12 protein-coding genes and 2 pseudogenes are annotated in these 14,491 nt (G+C 39.6%); 10 read left to right on the top strand and 4 right to left on the bottom strand.

Translation table 11 applies throughout. The annotated features are described in order from the left end of the window. Positions 1-43: 43 nt before the first annotated feature. From BM135_RS13335 to BM135_RS13325, 3 genes are all read left to right on the top strand, one after another. The gene (locus tag BM135_RS13335; protein WP_092520339.1) at positions 44-484 is read left to right on the top strand and encodes a hypothetical protein; all 441 of its coding nucleotides are present in this window, start codon (positions 44-46) and stop codon (positions 482-484) included. A gap of 209 nt (positions 485-693) precedes the next feature. After that, the gene (locus tag BM135_RS13330; protein ID WP_245737402.1) at positions 694-1,053 is read left to right on the top strand and encodes a DUF2946 domain-containing protein; all 360 of its coding nucleotides are present in this window, start codon (positions 694-696) and stop codon (positions 1,051-1,053) included. A 104-nt stretch (positions 1,054-1,157) separates the two neighbouring features. Then, on the top strand, positions 1,158-3,158 hold the full coding sequence (locus BM135_RS13325; RefSeq protein ID WP_092520338.1) for a TonB-dependent copper receptor: 2,001 nt from the start codon (positions 1,158-1,160) through the stop codon (positions 3,156-3,158). Positions 3,159-3,333: 175 nt separating this feature from the next. On the opposite strand, the gene BM135_RS13320 is transcribed toward BM135_RS13325, so the two are convergent. Next, positions 3,334-3,828: a MarR family winged helix-turn-helix transcriptional regulator gene (locus BM135_RS13320; protein ID WP_092520337.1), complete on the bottom strand. Its 495-nt coding sequence runs from the start codon at positions 3,826-3,828 to the stop codon at positions 3,334-3,336. Between the two features lie 253 nt (positions 3,829-4,081). Here BM135_RS13320 and BM135_RS13315 point away from each other — a divergent pair, with 253 nt between their 5' ends. Further along, the gene (locus tag BM135_RS13315) at positions 4,082-4,678 is read left to right on the top strand and encodes an NADPH-dependent FMN reductase (protein ID WP_092520336.1); all 597 of its coding nucleotides are present in this window, start codon (positions 4,082-4,084) and stop codon (positions 4,676-4,678) included. A 239-nt stretch (positions 4,679-4,917) separates the two neighbouring features. On the opposite strand, the pseudogene BM135_RS13310 reads toward BM135_RS13315, so the two are convergent. Next, a pseudogene (locus tag BM135_RS13310) lies at positions 4,918-5,208 on the bottom strand (Tn3 family transposase); the annotation flags it as partial. Between the two features lie 511 nt (positions 5,209-5,719). On the opposite strand from BM135_RS13310, the gene BM135_RS17540 reads away from it, so the two are divergent. The 3 genes and pseudogenes from BM135_RS17540 to BM135_RS17530 all read left to right on the top strand — a co-directional run. Next, positions 5,720-6,160, top strand: coding sequence for a hypothetical protein (locus BM135_RS17540; protein ID WP_245737401.1), 441 nt, complete (start codon positions 5,720-5,722; stop codon positions 6,158-6,160). Then, complete coding sequence (locus BM135_RS17535) at positions 6,145-6,636, top strand: hypothetical protein (RefSeq protein ID WP_245737400.1); 492 nt, start codon at positions 6,145-6,147, stop codon at positions 6,634-6,636. Before BM135_RS17540 ends, BM135_RS17535 begins: the two co-directional genes overlap by 16 nt. Before the next feature lie 148 nt (positions 6,637-6,784). Next, positions 6,785-7,013: pseudogene (locus BM135_RS17530) on the top strand (transposase); the annotation flags it as partial. 257 nt (positions 7,014-7,270) lie between these two features. Here the strand turns inward: BM135_RS17530 and BM135_RS13295 are convergent. Together BM135_RS13295 and BM135_RS13290 are read right to left on the bottom strand one after the other, a co-directional pair. Continuing rightward, positions 7,271-7,669, bottom strand: a complete 399-nt coding sequence (locus tag BM135_RS13295) for a GNAT family N-acetyltransferase (protein ID WP_092520356.1) — start codon at positions 7,667-7,669, stop codon at positions 7,271-7,273. Positions 7,670-7,692: 23 nt separating this feature from the next. Beyond that, the gene (locus tag BM135_RS13290; protein WP_342741302.1) at positions 7,693-8,496 is read right to left on the bottom strand and encodes an MFS transporter; all 804 of its coding nucleotides are present in this window, start codon (positions 8,494-8,496) and stop codon (positions 7,693-7,695) included. Positions 8,497-8,649: 153 nt separating this feature from the next. Between BM135_RS13290 and BM135_RS18030 the strand changes: the two genes are divergently transcribed. The 3 genes from BM135_RS18030 (at position 8,650) to BM135_RS13280 (ending at position 14,264) form a co-directional block, all read left to right on the top strand. Next, positions 8,650-8,913, top strand: a complete 264-nt coding sequence (locus BM135_RS18030; protein WP_175486143.1) for an MmyB family transcriptional regulator — start codon at positions 8,650-8,652, stop codon at positions 8,911-8,913. Between the two features lie 599 nt (positions 8,914-9,512). After that, positions 9,513-12,569, top strand: coding sequence for an autotransporter domain-containing protein (locus BM135_RS13285; RefSeq protein WP_092520334.1), 3,057 nt, complete (start codon positions 9,513-9,515; stop codon positions 12,567-12,569). A 177-nt stretch (positions 12,570-12,746) separates the two neighbouring features. Then, entirely contained in the window at positions 12,747-14,264 is a 1,518-nt protein-coding gene (locus tag BM135_RS13280) for a trypsin-like serine peptidase (protein ID WP_092520333.1), read from the top strand. The last annotated feature ends 227 nt before the right edge of the window (positions 14,265-14,491 follow it).

Below are 14,491 nucleotides of genomic sequence, written 5' to 3'. Positions count from 1 at the left end.
AAGATAAAGACAAAGAAATAAATATATGTAAGAGTTTGTCAAAATGAAAATTTTATTTCATAAAATGATTGTTATTCCCTTAATTACCTTATTATCATTATTTATTACCCCAATAGTGAATGCATGGTCATTGGATGACCTTAAATGTACCGATGGTGCTTACACAGGATACATTACAGGGCTATCTATAGGTTACTTTAATAATAGCCCTACTGATGATCACATTGTATTAATATTCCGTCCAGACGATAAAAAAGATCAACCCGGAAGGGTTGTACTGACTGATCCAAATTATTCCAAACCTGCTGGCCCTGCTTTTTTATCTATAGCACAAACAGCTCTGCTTACCGGTCAAAAAGTAGAGATGTGGTGTGATGGGACTTGGATTAATGGAATATGGCTTGGAGAAGGAGCAGGAATACCAGGAGGAGCAGGATCAGGAAAAATTTTACGTTATGGTTTATCTGGTGGATTCCAAGAATAACTTTGAAAAATCATAAAACTCTATATATTTCTACTGATTTGAATAAACTTCAGAGTAAAATAATTATTACTCTGAAGTTATTAAACCTTAATTATTAGTCGCTAAAGACAGCAAATCCCCCCATGTTCTGCCCTAAAAAATTTTAACAAATCCATCAAAAATGCAGTAAGATTAGCGCCCAATCGTAGAAATTGATTTGGGTTATTAACTTGTTATCACTTTTTCGCTTATCACAACGTCGAATACCTGCTTTTATCGCCTTACTCGCGATTTTGATGCTGTTCATTGCGCCTGTGGTATCGAAAACGCTGGAACATCATCGTGAAAACGGAATGAACCATCATGGTGCTGATCATATCCATACGGGATTAATTGATGATATTGCCTGTGGTTACTGCCAACTTCTGATTAACCTGCCATTATTGGCAGGAGATTTTATTCCTTTCATTTTGCTGACTCTTATCGTGTCTCGGGCACCACCAGCATTACGTCTTTCTGGCTCAACTATTCGGCTGTTTTACGGCGAATCACAACCTCGCGCCCCACCCCTAATTAGTCTATTTATTTGAAATTAATCATTTTATTTTCCTTGCCTTACATAGTATGTACGGCGATTTTTTAATGTTTTAAATAAATTCCAAGACCGAATTTGTTACTAATTAAGGGATTTTTTATGTCTGCTGCACAATTATTTCGTGTATCACCTCTGACAGCTGCTTTGGCTATTGCACTTTTTGTACCAGCCAGTGGCTGGACTGCCAATGTGGAACACGCCAAAGAAACAGACACAGCAAATAACAGCGAAGTAGTAATTACTGTAACAGCTCCAGCAACATCGCCACTTGAAGTGGCTTCTTCACTAAAAACGCCTCGCCAACCAATTCCTGCCAGCGATGGCTCTGATTACCTGAAAACTATTCCCGGTTTTTCACAGATCCGTAATGGTGGTACTAATGGTGATCCTGTATTCCGTGGCATGTTTGGCTCACGGTTGAGAATGCTGATTGATGATAGCGAAATTCTGGGTTCTTGTGGTGGACGTATGGATGCGCCAAGTTCTTATATCTCACCAGAAAGTTATGATGTTCTGAGTTTAGTGAAAGGCCCACAAACAGTACTTTGGGGAGCAGGAAACTCAGCGGGAACTATCCGTTTCGAACGTACTCGCCCTCAGTTTGAACAACTGGGTGCACAAGGTAATGCCAGCACAATTATTGGTTCCAATGGACGTTGGGATGGTAATGTTGACCTCAGTATTGGCAATGAACTGGGTTATATCCGTTTAATTGGCAATAAATCCCGCTCCAATGATTATAAAGATGGTAATGGTCATCGCGTTCCATCCCGTTGGGATAAATGGAATACCGATATTGCATTGGGCTTGACGCCTGATGAAGATACGTTACTGGAGTTAAGCGCCGGACAAGGTGATGGTGAAGCGCGCTATGCTACGCGTTATATGGACGGTTCTCAATTCAAGCGCAAAAGTTTTGGCGTGCGTTTTGAAAAGTCCAATATTGGTGAAGTGTTTGACAAATTCGAAAGCAATTTTTACTACAACTACACCGACCATGTGATGGATAACTATTCCATGCGCATACCTCTACCCGGACACATGGAAATGGTTTCAGAACCGGATCGTCTTACCGTGGGTGGCCGCATGATGGGAACTTGGGTTTGGGAAGATTTCAAATTACAGAGCGGTGTAGATATGCAGACAAATACCCATCGTTCCAATACCGATCATTACATGAATAAAGCTGAAAGGATGGGTTGGCAGAAAAATGCACGCTTCCGTAACTATGGCCTTTTTGGTGAATTAACATGGGATGCAACTGAACAGAGTAAAGTTATTAGTGGTGCTCGTTTGGATCGTGCAACGGCATATAAATACTCAACCCAACAAGAGCGCAAAGAAACCCTTCCCGCTGGCTTCGTCCGATTTGAACATAATCTGAAAGACGCTCCTTTGATGTTCTATGTCGGTGTTGGTTATACCGAGCGTTTCCCTGATTACTGGGAGATATTTTCAGGTAAAGCAGGTGAAAATGTTTTCACGGATGTAAAACCCGAAAAAACCACCCAGTTGGATATCGGTGCGCAATATAACGGTAATCAACTGAAAGGTTGGGTATCGGCATATGTGGGTAAAGTGAATGATTTCATTCTATTTAACTATGGAAAAAAAGACCCGGCTCACAACATTAATGCCACTATTATGGGCGGAGAAACGGGACTTACTTATGAATTCAATGAACATTGGAAAACGGATGCCAGTTTGGCGTATTCTTGGGCGCAAAACACCACCACTCATCGTCCATTGCCGCAGATCCCACCTTTGGAAGCACGTTTTGGCCTGACTTGGGAATATGGTGATTGGACTAGCAATGGTTTGTTGCGTTTGGTAAATAGCCAACACCGAGTGGCAATCAATGAAGGTAATGTTGTCGGCCAAGATTTTGATAGCAGTAAAGGCTTTGCCATTCTATCTGTAAATGCAGCCTATAAAGTGACTAAAAATGTTCAGGTTAGTGCCGGCGTTGATAACATTTTTAATAAGGCTTATAGCGAACACCTTAACTTAGCGGGAAATCAGGGCTTTGGTTATTCTGGCAACACAGCAGTAAACGAGCCTGGCCGTACTTATTGGGCAAGAATGAATGTTAAGTTCTAATATTTTCTATTCTTAGCATTATCTTATTAGATTAGAAACATTTCGCCCTGACTTATGCCAGGGCGAATTTTTTAAATATCTTTAAGAAAAGATAACTTTCATAGTTAGTTTAATAATGCCTTTTAAAAAAGATACTTTTGTGATTTATCTGAAAAACTTCGTCATCCGAAAAAGCTCAATTGCTAGCTGATTCATTGGCCAACAACCAATGACGTAACAACATTGCAAACTGCTCTTGTTGAGTTTCGGTCAACGGTTCGAGAATCGATTTTTGATTTCCCAAATGACTTTCTACTGCTTTATCTATCAATGCCTTCCCTTTTGATGTCAGAAAAACTTTGCAACTGCGACGGTCTCCTTCATTAGCGATACGTTCAACCAATCCTCGCTGTACCATATGCTCAATACGAGTGCTCATTGCTCCAGAAGTCAGCATAACGGATTGATACATTTCAGTAGGCGTAATGGGTGTGTTGTTGCGACGCAGCGTCGCAAGGATATCAAATTCTATGGTACTTATATCGTGTTCTTTGAAAGCATGTTGTAGACGTTGTTCAATAATTTTGTTTACGCGACATAGCCGTCCAATGACGCCCATCGACGACGGGTCAAGGTCTGGGCGTTGCTGTTCCCACTGTATCAATAATCTGTCAACGTGATCGTACTTCATGCTTTTTTCCCTATTTATTTTATTTCGACAAAAAGATACTTGATAAAAATCGTTTAGGCCATTACTTTAATTTATCTTTATGTAAATATACTTCAAATAATGTAATACTAAAAGTTATAGTTTGTTTTCCTTGCCACAAATATTTGGAGCATGCACCATCATTATTTCTGTTTGGCTTTCGATTCCACGAAATCAGATAAAAAAACCGATAGTCCTACAACTTAATTAACGAGTAAAAACAACAGGAAAATTAATGAAACTTACTATAATTTCAGGCAGCCAACGCCCGGACTCCCATAGCCAACGTGTGGCTTGTTATTTGCAAAAATTAAGTAGAGAACATGCATTTACCAATATAGAACTTATGGATCTCTCTAATATAGAGTTGCCATTACATGATGGTTATACGACAGATATATCAGCGGAATCTCATCCCTGGCAGGCGATCGCACGATATTTAAGAGAAAGTGAAGCATTTATCTTTGTTACCCCAGAATGGCATGGAATGGCAACCCCAGCATTAAAGAACTTTTTATTACATTGTTCTATAGCTGAACTGGGCCATAAACCGACATTATTGGTGAGTGTCTCAGGTGGGATCAATGGTGTTTACCCTCTTTGCGAATTACGGATGACCGGTTTTAAAAATAATCATGTTTGTTTCTTGCCTGACCATTTAATATTCCGTCAGGGTGAAAACTTGATTTCGAAGGATCTGATTTGTAATGATGAGGCATTTGAAAGCCGAGTTAACTATACGCTAAAACTACTTAAGTCTTATGCTAAGGCATTGAAGCAAGTCCGCGAAGATATTGGCGAAGAAAGTAAAAATTATCTGTATGGTATGTAATTAGCTGATATCCAGTTTCTTATGAGTAAACCTCGGTTCAGAAATTTGAGCCGAGAGTATCCTTTTAGATATGGATAAAAAATTGAGCCACACAAGCTGTATAAAAATACAGTTCATCGTATTTTCGGCATTTTTGCTTAACAATCAATCATTGTTGGCTTTCTATTATTAGATTGAAATGCCAGCAACTTACGATCACAAATTTCACCCTAGCGGCTGATACACAATGCATTTTTTGATGCCAGTTCATTCTGCCGTGGGTAAGAAGCCAGCTTACGCGGCAATTGGCTTGGTTTGAGTTTTCCTGAAAATATTGTTATTGCGCATCGAAGAAAGTCCGGCCAGTTTGCGGTAATAAGGTCTTCCCTGATTTTCCCGCCAACCAGCCTGCACAAATCTTTTGGCGTTATATCAGGGGTAAATACATAAAATCGTCTTAAGGGCAGATCCCGAATTCACAATACGAGGCGGTAGCCAAGCATTCCACTGATACCAAAGAGATAATCGGTAAATCCTGCGGTATCGGTATATAGTATAGGTAAAATCATTTGCACTTATTATGCGAATGTAAGATAAGTTACAAACAATACTATATATTATCAATCTGTTTATGATTTTTAAAATGAACAGTTAGTTTAATATTTATAACATACTAATGCTTAAATATCTGTATTATTCCTCTCCGATAACGTAGCCTTAAGTAATATTAATTTTAAATTACAATGAACGCTTGGTTATAAATATTAGATCTAAATGATCTGGCCGATAATTCTTTATAAATAATTTGCAATTTCTTATCTCCATGATATCTTAATAATCTACGATCATTAAGATGAATTATAATGCGCTACCTCTTAACTTAGTTAAGAGTGCTTTATTTTTTGGAATATAAATGTTGGGTTATAATTTATTTTATGTGGTTTGGTTTTCTTTTTTTATTAAATGAAGATGTTTTATGAATGATTAAAAATGATCTTGTTATGAGATATAGTGTGCAAAATTAATATGCAGTTTTATCTTTTATAGGAGAATGTTTTAATTATGAAATCAGAACAACATGAAAGTGAAAGCCCAATTTCAATTGAAGGTTTATCTAATTCCAAATCGGTTCCAATAGCGGTATGGGATGCCAATAATTATCCTAACGGTCGGTGGGTTGACGCTACAAGGGAGAGAGCAGGGATACTGTTTAAGGATTCAGCTCATGTGACGAGTGCTTGGGATATAAGGCCGCCTAATAATATTGTTGGAGGAAGGAAAGCTTTCCATTCGCTAACGTTGACTAAATCTGGACCAGGAGGTCAATGTCTTGGGCTTGCAACAGATACCCCTGTTGATGCCAGACATTGTTATTGTGAGCTTGACTTATTTTGTAAGCCATACCCTGAAATTACAGTGTGTGTGCTATCCAAGGAAACGAATGCAAGTGGTACATATCAAAATATTGGTTATGGCTATATGGCTATATGGCTATTCACTTGACTGGGGGGTATAAAGGTAAGCCTCAATGGATGCCATCAAATATTTCCTTAGGTACTTCGATTGATACTGCGACGCCTTATGTCATGGTTTGGAATCTTCAAGCTAATTTGATTCAGTCAGTCAATTTTGTTGGCAAACGAACAGATGGTATTTACAAAGGGCAACCGACATTAGGTAATACTCATTCTAGTATTGCTCTGAGTTACGAATGGCCGCAATATGTGTGGTCAAGGTGGCGTGTTGGATTGTTAGCTGAAAATAACGGTACATTAATAGTTGAGTGGCTTAACACTGCAAAGGGTGAATGGAATGTAGAACTTTGCCAGTACAATATGAACACGCTTATGACGGGAAATCTTGCATCAGGCCAAATTGGGATTATGTATGGTATGTCTTCTAGTGCTACCACAAAAGAGCAACAAGATTCTCTTTATAGGACACCGTTTGATCGTGCTGTATTTTATCAAAATTTTTAAGATAGGGTGTTAAACCTGATTATTAACCATCTTGTTTGATATATAAAAGGGCGATCTTGTCCCTAAATTTGTATAATTGCCTGTTTTTATTATGTTTAACTTATCAACTAAAACAGGTTAAAAGATGGACGAAAAATAGTTACAAACCCTGACAACTGAGCTGGCTAAAAATCTCAAAACCCCGGAAGGTCTCAGCCAGCTCTCCCGTTTACTCAAAAAAACCGACTGTGGAAATAGCTCCAGCCACTCATTTGTGCTATGAAAAACACCAGCCGAAATCTGGCACCAATACCATAATGGCTCCTCGTCCAAAACACTGCTGACTGAAGAAGGCGAGTTGGCACTGCTAATCCCCCCGTGACCGTGAAAGCACTTTTTAACCCCAAATCGTCAGGAAAAATCAGATATGTATTACCGGCAAATCGGGGACTCAAAGATATTTTTATCGCGTGTATGGCCTGGCGAAGAAAAGCTTAGAGTGTCATTTCGCCCCTACCGGAACTGACCCCTATATCTCTTCTAATTCAGTAATATCAGTAACAATCTGATTCATCATTGTTATCCCTTTTACAGCCAGTAAATTAGTAATTATGTAAATATTGTGATAATTTCAAATACTTATTAAATATGTTATCTACATTTTTAAACGCATAAAATACTCTTCGCATCCCGTATTTTCATCTACGTCTTTGCTGACAACATAAAACCCCTGCGATAAATAGAACTCATAACTTGCTTGGTTTTGTTGATAAACCGATAGGGTGAGTTCAGATCTTCGATTTTTGGCATCATTCACTAATGCTTTGCCTATTCCCTGCCCCTGCTTATCTGGTGATACAAAAACGGCGGCCAAATTATCTTCGTGCAGTGCATAAAAACCAATAATATTAGCTCCTTGTACATAGACATATACTTCTGAGGCCGGAATATAGATATGTCTCATGTTTTGGATTTGCGACTGCCAAAATTCAGACGCCACAAAATTGTGAGCTTTAATGGACGCTTCTAACCAAATAGACAGAACCGCATCCATATCTGCTTCTGTAAAAGTTCTAATCACTTTTTAATATCCCCTATTTTCGATGTAGTAAAAGGCGATGTATCTATTCCATTAAAATGCCACTGAACTAACACACTAATTACGGCAACACCAAAAGCAGCACCAATGTGTTGTAAAGTCGTAATGACACCTGATGCCATACCTGCAAATCGTACGTCAACAAAAGCCAGAACAATATTGAGCAATGGTGTCATAACAAAACCCTGACCATATCCAAGAAATATTAAAATAATCGCAAATAATGCTTTCACTGATAAAAATGCTTCAGTGGATAGTGCACTAATGGCAACAATTAGTGCAATAAAAGAAAGCATATAAAGTAAGCCACCGATAGTTATGGCTTTGCTGCTAAAGCGTTTAACCCAATAAGGCGCATTGAGTGAAGATAAAATAAAACCTATGCTCGCAGGAGCAAAAATCAATCCTGCATCGAATGAGTTGAAACCTAAGCCATTTTGTAAAAACAAGGCGAAAATAAGAAAGAATGAGCTGGAAGTGGAATAGACAAATAAAACTAATAAATAGCCTAAACTAAATTGTTTGTTTTTCAATAAATCAAAATTGAATAGCGGTATTTTCCCTTTAGCTGCATAGCGTTTTTCATGCCGAAAGAACTGTAACAGTACCAGACAAGCCAAAAAAAGTAGTGCCCAGCACCATATTGGCCAGCTTAATGTTGGCCCCACTAAAATTGGTAGCAATAAAGCAGAAATTCCAATGCTGGAAAGTGCCACTCCAGCTAAATCTAATCCAGTTTTTTCTTGAGCAATACTTTCGTTGAGATAACCTGAAAAAATCAAAGCCAAAAAACCAATAGGAACATTAACCAGAAAAATTGAGCGCCATTGTAAATCCCATAAATTGGCGAAAATTATCCAGCCCCCCAGAGTTTGGCCTGCAATGGCAGCGAAGCCTAAAGTCATTCCTAACAAACCAAATGCTCGACGGCTACTATCGGACGTCGTAGAACTCCGGGATTAAGGCGTGATTATGCGCTTGCCGCTAAAAACAGTTATATTCAAACGTTAGTGGATAAGCTACTTAAGATATCACCTGATTTTTATGATATGTGGCATAAGCATGAAATCTATGAACCTTGTAATGGCGTGCGGGAGCTGAATGTAAATGGGCAGGAAACAGCTTTCGATTACACATCAATGATTATCGATTTAGAAAGACATTTGCGTTTGATTATTTATGCCAAAAAGAGCAATTAATTGATCGATCGATTCAAATATACCTATTTATTGGTATATTTATTTAATTTTCACATTAGACTTTAAAATACCCTCATTAAATAATTACGGTAAGATCTCCAATAATTTCCATATTAATATTCATTAAAACCCCAAAAATGAAAGTTATAACAAATTTATTAACTACCCTGATATAAAAATCAGCATAATAAATCATCATTCCAGTAAGTGTTATAAACAATATTAATCCATCAATAAAGTTACATATAAATAACAATTACCACCCAATCAATAATAATAATTATGCAATATTATGTTTTGATGGTATTTATTACACCTTTCCCGCATACTCACAATTCCAATTTTGTTACAAAATAGTTATAAAATAGTTAATATCCTTCCTTGCATTTTGGTTTCAATTATTATCCTATAGCAGCTTGTGGGCATAAAACATTGTGACCGTAATTGTCCTGTAGATAGTTAAAAATATAGGACGAGATCGGCATTGCCTACTTATTTAAGTTCAACAATCGGTTTTATTAATAAGGACTTTTCAAGGAGCGATGTGCCAAATAGCGAATTGAAAGTTACCACTTTTTAAAAAATGGAACCTCTATATTATGAAAAAAAACAATTCGGCACGACCGATCTTTTTGTGGATGACATTATTTTTTGGACTATTACCTGCCAGTGCTTCAATGGCAGCTATTGAATATCAGGAAAAAGGCAAGAAAAATTCACCAGATAGTTGGTTATCAGATGAATTTAATCATCAATGGGGACTGGCTGCTATTGGTGCTCATTATGCTTACGCGCGTGGTTACACGGGGAAAGGCATTAATGTTGGTGTCCTGGATGAAGCTGTTACCCACCACTCTGAATTTGCAAACAAACTGAAAATTCTGAGCCCTGAAGATCCTTGGAATTACGATGAAAACCCCTATACAGGGATTATCAGTTTCGGTGCCCATGGTAATCATGTTGCTGGAATTATTGCAGCAAATCGGGATGGTAAAGAAATGCACGGTGTGGCATTTGATGCGAGCTTGATCACTGGAAAATATTTGCAAAATCCATATAACCGCACAGAAGCAATGATCCAAAGCAATGCTCGCATTATTAATAATAGCTGGGGGGTTCGTCCTCGCTATGAGACTGATGCAAACGGTAATCCCAAGCGATGGCCGGATGGAACAGTCAAGTATTACCCGATCACACTGCAAGATGTGATTGATTATGTTAATCCGATTAAAAGTGATTTGGATCGATTAAGCCGCTCTCCAATTCCAGAGGTTGATGATTATACAACCAGAAGTGCAGGTTTATTACGTGCGGCACGTCAAGGAAAATTAGTTGTTTTTGCTGCGGGAAATGCCAATAACTATAACGTTACTTGGATGCATGCGGGTATGCCCTATTTCTTCCCTGATGCGCTGAAAAACTACCTCAGTGTTGCCAACCTGACCAGAGAAAATAAAATTAATCTATCATCAACGAGTTGTGGTTATACTGCCAGCTACTGTTTGTCCGCACCAGGTACAAAAATTTACAGTAGTACCGGAAATTTTGTTTCTAACGTTAATGGGTACATTAATGAAAAGGCTTTGGAATATGGTGAGTTGGAGATTAATCCCACCTATGATGCCTACACTGGTACATCAATGGCCTCACCCCATGTCGCGGGTGCAGCTGCGGTCTTGATGCAACGCTTCCCCTACATGACTGCCGGACAAATCTCTGATGTCCTCAAAACCACAGCCACCGATTTGGGTGAACCAGGCATGGATGATATGTATGGTTGGGGAATGCTGAATCTGAAAGATGCCATTGATGGCCCTAAAATGTTCATCACCGAAAAGGATATTCCCAAGAAATACTACATTTCCGGCTCCTATACCGAAACTCAGTTTATCGCCAATATTCCGGGGATCGGGGGTTTGATCGAGCAAGACACAACTGTAGAGCGTGTCTGTGATAGTTATGAATGCGCCTATGACAGTTGGAATAATGATATTTCCGGTCACGGTGGGTTGACTAAAGTCGGCAACGGCACACTCGAACTTGTCGGTAAAAATAGTACTTATAAAGGCCCAACGTTGGTAGAGCAAGGCCGTTTGCAGGTTAGCGGCTCCATCACGTCGGATGTGACGGTACAAGATGGCGCAACCCTCGGCGGCGCTGGTACTGTCGGTTCACTTATGGCCAACACTGGTGCCAATATTGCCCCCGGCAACTTAAGTTCAAGCGGTGTGTTGAACGTTGATCGCGATGTGACCTTCCAGACGAGTTCACGTTATCTGGTGGAAGTGGCCCCCAACAGCCAAGGTCATGGTGATCGTATTGTCAGCAATGGACTGGCAACACTGAAAGGCGGTGAAGTGCAAGTCACTTTGGAAAATAGCAGTAACTTGTTATCGAAGCAAGAAGTCCGCAGCTTATTGGGCCAGCAATACAATATCCTGCAGGCAAATCTGGGGATCAACGGTCAGTTTACTGCTGTCGTACCAAACTATTTGTTTGTTGGCACTGAGCTGAACTATCACCAGGATCGCGTGTTACTGGATATCAACCGCAATGCCACCCTATTCGCCAGTTTGGGGATGACAGCTAACGAACGTGCGGTCGCGAATGCTGCCGATAAGCTGAGTTTTGGGCATCCGGTTTATGAAAGTATCTTGATGTCTGATACGGCTGTACAAGCCCGTCAAGCTTTCCAACAACTCTCTACCGGTCAGATCCATGCGGATATTGCAGCGGCACAAATCGATAATAGCCGGTATCTGCGCGATACCCTAAACACCCGTTTACGTCAGGCTGGTGGTGGAACTGTCGGACAGGATATCAAGGTGGATAAAAACGGGACGTGGGCACAAATTATCGGTAACTGGCAACGGGCTGATGGCAACAGTGAAGTCAATGGTTACCGTATATCCAACTATGGTGTGTTATTGGGGGCGGATAAGGCATTAGACAATGACTGGCGGTTCGGTGTTGCAACCGGATATATCCGCTCTTTTTTGAATGGCGGAGATAACACGTCAGCACGCAGCAATAATTTCCATTTGGCGCTGTACAGCAGCAAGCAAATTGATGCATTGGCATTGCGTACCGGTGTTGCCTACAGTTGGCACCGTTTTGATACCAAACGCTCGGTAGCGTTTGGCAGTCAATCGGACAACCTGAACGCGAAATATAGTGCGCAAACAGGGCAATTGTTCACTGAAGCCGCTTACAGCATGAATGCTGCTTGGCTGAATCTGGAACCATTTGTCAACCTGTCTCATGTTAACTTCCGTCATGATGGCATAAATGAACACGGCGGTGCCGCTGCATTGAACGGTAAAAAACACTCGAAAAATGCAACGCTCTCGACATTAGGTTTACGGGTCAACCAGAAATGGCAGACTGAAAATGAACTGACCGTGGGCGTTTATGGTGAATTGGGCTGGCAACATCAGTTTGGCAATGTCGATCGTGATACCCAGTTAAGCTTTAGCAACAGCAATGCAACGTTTACGGTCAACAGTGTTTCAGCCGCACGTGATGCAGCTGTCATTAAAGCCGGTACAACATTGGGAATCAATGAAAACACCAGCTTATCTCTGGGTTATAACGGGGTTTTATCCGGCAACCATAAGGATAATGGTGTGTTCCTGAATGCCAATTGGACGTTCTAGTCAGTAAAAATCGCTTATTATCCTCAATAACAAAAACTCACTGTCAGCGTTTGCCGGCAGTGAGTTTTTTTCAGGACATTTGTGTCCATTTTAATACAAATCACTTTGGTAGAACTGAGTAATGATTAAATTAGATAATGAATACTGGTCATTAAATAGATCCGAAGGAGGAAAATTGTGACTTATCGTAAAATTATATTAATTAGTTTGTTCTCGATTTCTGCAAGCTCAAGTGCTTTAGCCTTAAACGCTGCAACTTTATCAACAGCAAATGATAATGGTGCTCCATTAATGAAATCAACCGATCCTGATGCTGAAAAATACAGAACTGTTGGTAAATTAAATGCCAATTCACATTGTACAGCAACCCTGATTTCTGGTGAAAATACACCGAATAAGGATACACCAGCCCTGGTACTCACCGCCGGGCATTGTGTAAATAGTAATGTGAATACAAACGACGTGATCATTGATCAGCCAGTACCTGAATATTGGCGATATACCCCAGATTATTTCATTGATAAGAAAGATGAGTTATCACCAATAAAAGTCAATCGTATTTTATATTCAACGATGAAATACGAAGATATTGCAGTTTTACAATTGGGCGCAACTTATGGTGACTTAGCGAAAAAAGGCTATCTTCCTTTGAAGCTGAAGAAAAACCTTAAAATGAAACATCAACCTATTGTGTTGACTCATATTCCTGTTAATAACGTTGATTACAATTATGCTTATCTCAGAAAATCTGAGTGTAACATCACTGGAACATCTCCGTTATTGTATGAAGGTAACTCTCCGTGGATTTGGTCGCCGGTTTTCTCCACTAACTGTGCTGGCGTAGTTGGTGGAACATCTGGCTCTCCTGTTTTTGAGAAAGATAAAACAGACGTGATTGGTGTAATGAATACGACGACAACGCCGGGAATGACCGGTTGTGGATTTGGCAGACCTTGTACCATCGAAAACAATAAAGGTATTCCGACAGAAGGCGCTAGCTATTTCATCCCAGTTGATAGCATTGCCAATGCGTTGACAAAGGATAACACGCTGGATCTTTCTAAACTTGAAAATAACAGTGGTAATGTTCTGGAAAGGAGTACGCCTTGGTCACCTTGGGTAACTCAAAACGTTAATCCTATTGATGGGAAGAAAGCAAAATGGGACATCGTTATCAAGGAAGGAGCTAACGTTAAGAATATTCGTTATAAAACAGGTTTAATCAGCGATGTAAATTGTGCTGATGAAACGGGATACAGTGCTTCTATTCCTGTGAGTCAAAGCCCACTGGAAAACATGCTGGTTCCTAAGCAAGATGGGATCTATAAACTCTGTGTTATTCACCAGAATAACGATGATCAATGGCAAAATACAAAAGATGCTTCAGTCATGTTACGGGAAATTGATAACATACCGCCATCAATTAAACCTATTTTAAATGTGGAAGGTCATGAGAGTGATAGCTGGTTTGTGACTACTAAAAATAGTGCCTATGAAATCACAACTGTGCATGTGAAACATGGCCCTAAAGCGACAACTAATTGCGACGATAAAGCAGATTACCAACCTTTCTGGATGCCAATCGTACTGAAAAAGGCTGAAGTTCCATGGCGTGTTTGCGCATATGGTGAAGATATGGCACGAAATTCTGGCCCAATAAATGTACTTGATATTGAAGCAAATACTGTTAAGTAAGTACTATTAAATCTAAGTATTGTTAAAGAAGTAAAAGAACTCACTGCTGGCAAACACTGGTAGTGAGTTTTCCTTCTTCTTTTCGTGATTATAATTTGTTTTTTTCACAAAAAGGAGTAATACATGGATACCTAGGGCAAACGGGTCTAAATTGAACAGTTAGTTCAGTGATGTGCCTTCAGTACATAAAGGTAGGAACATTGATGATCGTTTGTGATTTACAATCC

It is taken from the genome of Xenorhabdus japonica, assembly GCF_900115195.1.
Taxonomy (GTDB): Bacteria; Pseudomonadota; Gammaproteobacteria; order Enterobacterales; family Enterobacteriaceae; genus Xenorhabdus; species Xenorhabdus japonica.
The sequence above is the reverse complement of the archived record's forward strand: the minus strand, read 5'-3'. Positions and strand labels throughout refer to the sequence as shown.